We start from the raw sequence: 4,986 nt of genomic DNA, 5'->3' as shown, positions 1-4,986 counted from the left end.
GCCGCAGGCGCGGCACGGAACGGGGTCGGCGCCGGCGGGGCGGCCGGCGGTGCCGTCACGGCAGCAGCGCCCTCGGCGGCATCGCCATCGGCGGCCACCGGCGGCGCGATCAGCGCCGGGTTCATGTTGTTCTTGGCGTCGGGGCCGGCATAGGTGGCCTCGAGATCGATGATGTCGCGAAGGAAGATCTTTCCTTCGTTGAGTTCATCGCGCCAGATGATGATGGCCTGGAACGTCAGCGGGCTTTCGCAGAGCCCCGCGATCATCGCCTCGCGGCCGGCCTCGATGCGCTTGGCGATGGCGATTTCGCCTTCGCGCGACAGCAGCTCGACGGTGCCCATCTCGCGCAGATACATGCGGACGGGATCGTCGGTGCGCTCGCCGGGCTCGGACTTCTTGGTCTCGGTGACGGCCTTCTGGGTGACCTCGACGAGTTCGTTGTCGGGCTCTTCCTCGGCCTCTTCCTTGGTCTCTTCTTCCTCGGAATCAGCGTCGTCGGACTCAGACACGTTGATGCCCATATCGGAGAGCATCGACATGATGTCCTCGATCTGTTCAGGCGAGGTGGTGTCCGACGGCAGGACTTCGTTGAGCTGATCGAAGGTCACGAAGCCGCGCTTCTTGGCCTGCTTGATCATCTTCTTGACGGCAGCGTCCGACAGGTCGAGCAACGGCGACGGCGCGTCCGGAGAGTCCTTTTCCGGGGCGTCTGCAGCCTTGTCGTCTTTTTCCTTGTCTTTGGTCTGCAGCGTCTTTGCCTTGGTGGCCATTCAATGCTCCTGAAACGCGATCACGCGGGCGGCGTTACCGCCGCTTTGAATCATCTGTCCGCTGGACGCGGAAAGGGTGGCGCTCAACTTCGCCACCCCTTGAATTTGGTCTTGTCGGTTGTCGCACTTAAGCCTGAAGAGCGTTAAGCTCGGATTAACCCTGTTTCTGCAGCCAAACCATGGGTTTGGCGAGTCTTTTCGCGGTTTTTGCCGGCGCCATCCGCAGCAAATCTGCGTCACGAACTGCGCAGGAACCGGCCGGATGATTCGCCGAACCCCTCGATCAGGGCCTCGATACCGTCAACTTCGGCGAGCCTCGCCTTGACGTCGCGCAACCATCCGTAATTTGTCTCGCTGGCCTCTTCCCCAAGGGCCAGCTCGGCATCCTTCAGTTCTCTAAGTAAGGAGTGCCACTGGCGATGCAAGGCAACCAGCTGCGTCCAGGTGGAAAGAACGTCCTCGCGCGCCGCCCCAGGCTGCGCCGCCCACACGTCCTTGGTCGTAATGGCTCGCTCAACATGTTGCAATTGTTCGCTAAATCCAGCCTTAACGAGGTCTGAACGCATTTGTTCACTTTGTTCCACCTCGTCGCCATGATGATGCTCATGCGCAAAGGCGGCGATGATCCCGGCGCGCAGCCGGTGCATCTCCGGATGCGCCAGCTCCAGCGCCGCGACTTCCTCAAGGCGGTCGTGCAACAGCCAGGGGTGGTTGATCAGGGATTGCACGATCAAGGCCTCGCGGCGCGAAATGGCGCTGCGCTGGCCCCGCATGATGGAGGAATTGGCCAGTTGCGGCGAGACCACCTGGTAGGGCGAGCGGTTGATGGTCTGGCTGCCGGCCGAGGCCGCAGAGCGCCCGCGCGGCTCGATTCGGCCCGCCGCCCCCGGGGTGAAGCTGCGCGCAGCGCCGGGACGGCCGAAACCGCCGCCGGCCTTGCCGCCGAAGCCGCCAAAGCCTCCGCCGCCTGCCCCGCCGCGGAAACTGCCGCCGCCGCCAAAGCCGCGGCCGGCGCCATAATTTCCTTGCGGGTTGAAGGTGTTGCGCAGCCGCTCGGCGAGATCCTGGCGGTAGTATTTCTTCACCACGTCGTCGCGGATGCCATTGGCGAGTTCGTTGATGCGCGCCTCCAGCGCCGCGCGGCGCTCCGGGGTGGCGAAGTCGCCGCCGAGGGTGGCCTGCGCCCAGATCAGGTCGGACAGCGACTTGGCGGCGCCGATGACTTCCTCGACCGCGATGCGGCCACCGGAGCGGGCGAGATCGTCGGGATCCTGGCCTTCCGGCAGCAGCGCAAAACGAAGACTCTTGCCGGGCTTGAGATGCGGCAGCGCCATCTCGGCGGCGCGCCACGCCGCCTTCTGGCCGGCCTTGTCGCCGTCGAAGCACAGGATCGGCTCGTCGGCCATCTTCCAGATCAGTTGCAGCTGGTTCTCGGTCAGCGCGGTGCCGAGCGGCGCCACGGTGGCCTGGAAGCCGACGCCGACCATAGCGATGACGTCCACATAGCCCTCGACCACCACCAGCGTCGCGCCGTTATGCGCGGCGGTGCGGGCCATCGGGAAATTGTAGAGGTTGTCGCCCTTGTGGAAGAGCGGGGTCTCCGGCGAATTCAGGTACTTGGCCGGAACGTCCTTTTCCAGCGCGCGACCACCGAAGGCGATGATGCGGCCGCGCAGGTCGGTAATCGGGAACATGACACGGTCGCGAAACCGGTCGTAGGGCACCGGGATGTCCTCGCCGCCGATCAGCAGACCAGCCTCGACCATGTCATCGACGGGGATGCCGGCGGCGCCGAGATATTCCTTCAGCGCGAAGCGCTCGGCCGGCGCATAGCCCATCTTGAACTGGAGCTGCACCGAGGGCGAGATCTGGCGGTCGGCGAGATAGCCCCGCGCCTTGGCGCCGAACCGCGAGGTCAGGTTGTCGGCGAAGAATTTGGCGGCGAGGTCCATCACGTCATACAGCGTCTTGCGGCGCTGCTCGTGGCGCGCGGCGTCCGGCGTCGCCGCCGGCAGCGCCACGCCGGCCATCTGCGCCAGCCGCTCGACGGCCTCCGGGAACGCGCAGCCGTCGGTTTCCATCACGAAGCTGATGATGTCGCCGTGCTTGCCCGAGGAGAAGTCGTGGTAAAATCCCTTTTCGTCATTGACGAAAAACGACGGCGACTTCTCCTGCTGGAACGGCGACAGCCCCTTCCACTCCCGCCCGGCCTTCTTCAGCTTGACGCGCTTGCTCACAACCTCCGAGACGGGAAGCCGGGCGCGCAGATCATCGAGGAATTGGGGCGTGAAGCGCATGGGTGTTTATGCTGTGAGTCGGGCATGGGAGTCCCGAGTCGCGTGACCCGGCCCAGCCGACCATCGATATAGGTTTTGCGCGCGCGAAAACGAGGGATGCCAGGTTGCGCCCGTTATTCACAGGCATCGCCGTGTCATTCCGGGGCGGGCGCGGCGCCGCGAGGCGGCGGAACGCGACCCCAGAATCCCGAAGTGATGAACATCTCGGGATTCCGGGTTCGCTCGCGGCTGTCGCCGCTCCCGCCCCGGAATGACGAGCGTTCAAATTGCTTGAATTCAGTCGGGTTCCACGCTCTGTTTCAATGATGTTCACAACGTTCCGGGGCGGCAACAGTGGCGCGTGGCAGGTGAGTTCGCTGTCGCCGGTGACCGGCGAGACGCTGCCGCTTGTGCCATCGCTGTCGGTGACCCACGCGGCGGCGATCTCGCTGCCGCTGCTGCCGTCGCCGACCTCGTGGCGGCTGGCCGGCGTCGCCAGCCATGTGCGCTATGTCGAGCGCAGCGAGAAGACCGCGCTGGTCGCCGTGCAGGCCGGGCTCGGCCGGCCCGAGGCGACCATGGCGGCGCTGATCCCGATCCGGAAATCCGCGGCGTGGTGGGATCTGACGCAGGAAGAACGTCGCCGCATCTTCGAGGACAAGTCGCGCCATATCGCCGACAGCCTGAAATACATGCCAGCGATCGCGAGGCAGCTCTACCACGCCCGCGACCTCGGCGAGCCGTTCGACTTCCTGACCTGGTTCGAATTCGCCCCGGAGCATGCGCAAGCCTTCGAGGAGCTGGTGGCGACACTGCGCGGGACGGAAGAGTGGAGTTATGTGGAACGCGAAGTGGATGTGCGGCTGGAGCGGCAGAGGATTTGAGCCGCACACATGCTTGACTAAAATGAAATACGATTGTATATACAAACACAGAGCTAATGGCTCACCGCACCTCGGGAGAAAGGCAATGAAGATTGCAGTTTCTTCTGGATGGAACGCGGACGGCGACCGACAGCGATACTAACTTGGAAAATCTCTCACCCAACGGGTTTGAATGGGATGATGCCAAGAGCAACGCGAATGTAGCTAAACACGGCATAGATTTCGAAGAGGCGAGCGAGGTCTTTTATGGACCGATCCTTGTTTGGCGTTCGCCCCGCAACAAAGAGGAGCGATGGATCGCCATTGGGAAATCAAATGATCGTATGATCTCGGTAATTTTCACACGCCGAAGCGAATTGATCAGGATCATCTCTGCGCGCCATCCAAGACCAAATGAAGAAAGAGCATATCGTGACGCGTCGATGGGGCGATCGACGCAAGGGGAAAACTGACTGGGCGCGGTTCGACGCCTTGACCGACGAGGAAATTGAAGCCTCGATCGCGAATGATCCTGACTGGGCGGAATTCAAAGATATCGACTGGTCTGACGCCGTCCTCGTCATCCCCGCGAAAAAGAAAGCCATCTCCATCCGCCTCGACGAAGACGTGCTCGCCTACTTCAAGAGCGAGGGCGATGGCTATCAGCGACGCATGAATGCGGTATTGCGGTCCTACATGCTGCAAAAGGCGAAGCCCAAGAAACGCGCATAGCCCACCCCATCCGCGCTGCATGGCACGTATCCCGCGCCCTGCCCTGTCGCTGGCAACGCGAATATTCCATATGTTGGAAAATTCCCGCCTTCGAAAGTCTCCATGTCTGTATCTCCTGAAACGTCCGCCCGGGACGACGGTCCCGGCGGCTGGCTGATCTTTGCGTTTGCCGTGGCCTGCGGCGTCACCGTCGCCAATGTCTATTATGCGCAGCCGCTGGTCGGTTCGATCAGCGAATCCTTCGGCATCGGCGTCGATGCCGGCAGCTTCATCGTCACCATGATCCAGCTCGGCTATGTCGCGGGGCTCTTGTTCCTGGCGCCGCTCGGCGATCTCGTCGAGAAC

General features: G+C 63.0%; 5 protein-coding genes and 1 pseudogene. 4 read left to right on the top strand and 2 right to left on the bottom strand.

Annotated elements, in window-relative coordinates:
- On the bottom strand, nucleotides 1-770 hold a 770-nt coding region (locus JWR89_RS09120), incomplete at its 3' end, for an RNA polymerase sigma factor region1.1 domain-containing protein (protein WP_299714623.1).
- A gap of 236 nt (nucleotides 771-1,006) precedes the next feature.
- Nucleotides 1,007-3,067 carry a DNA primase gene (gene dnaG / locus JWR89_RS09115; protein WP_299714620.1) on the bottom strand — a complete coding sequence of 687 codons (2,061 nt, stop codon included), beginning with the start codon at nucleotides 3,065-3,067 and terminating at the stop codon, nucleotides 1,007-1,009.
- Between the two features lie 305 nt (nucleotides 3,068-3,372).
- Between dnaG and JWR89_RS09110 the strand changes: the two genes are divergently transcribed.
- From JWR89_RS09110 to JWR89_RS09095, 4 genes and pseudogenes are all read left to right on the top strand, one after another.
- Nucleotides 3,373-3,930: a chlorite dismutase family protein gene (locus JWR89_RS09110; RefSeq protein WP_299714626.1), complete on the top strand. Its 558-nt coding sequence runs from the start codon at nucleotides 3,373-3,375 to the stop codon at nucleotides 3,928-3,930.
- A 92-nt stretch (nucleotides 3,931-4,022) separates the two neighbouring features.
- Entirely contained in the window at nucleotides 4,023-4,382 is a 360-nt protein-coding gene (locus JWR89_RS09105) for a BrnT family toxin (protein WP_299714617.1), read from the top strand.
- Entirely contained in the window at nucleotides 4,324-4,641 is a 318-nt protein-coding gene (locus tag JWR89_RS09100) for a BrnA antitoxin family protein (protein WP_299714614.1), read from the top strand. Before JWR89_RS09105 ends, JWR89_RS09100 begins: the two co-directional genes overlap by 59 nt.
- 102 nt (nucleotides 4,642-4,743) lie before the next feature.
- Nucleotides 4,744-4,986, top strand: a pseudogene (locus JWR89_RS09095) (MFS transporter); the annotation flags it as partial.

This window comes from Tardiphaga sp. (assembly GCF_028290785.1).
Taxonomy (GTDB): Bacteria; Pseudomonadota; Alphaproteobacteria; order Rhizobiales; family Xanthobacteraceae; genus Tardiphaga.
The sequence above is the reverse complement of the archived record's forward strand: the minus strand, read 5'-3'. Positions and strand labels throughout refer to the sequence as shown.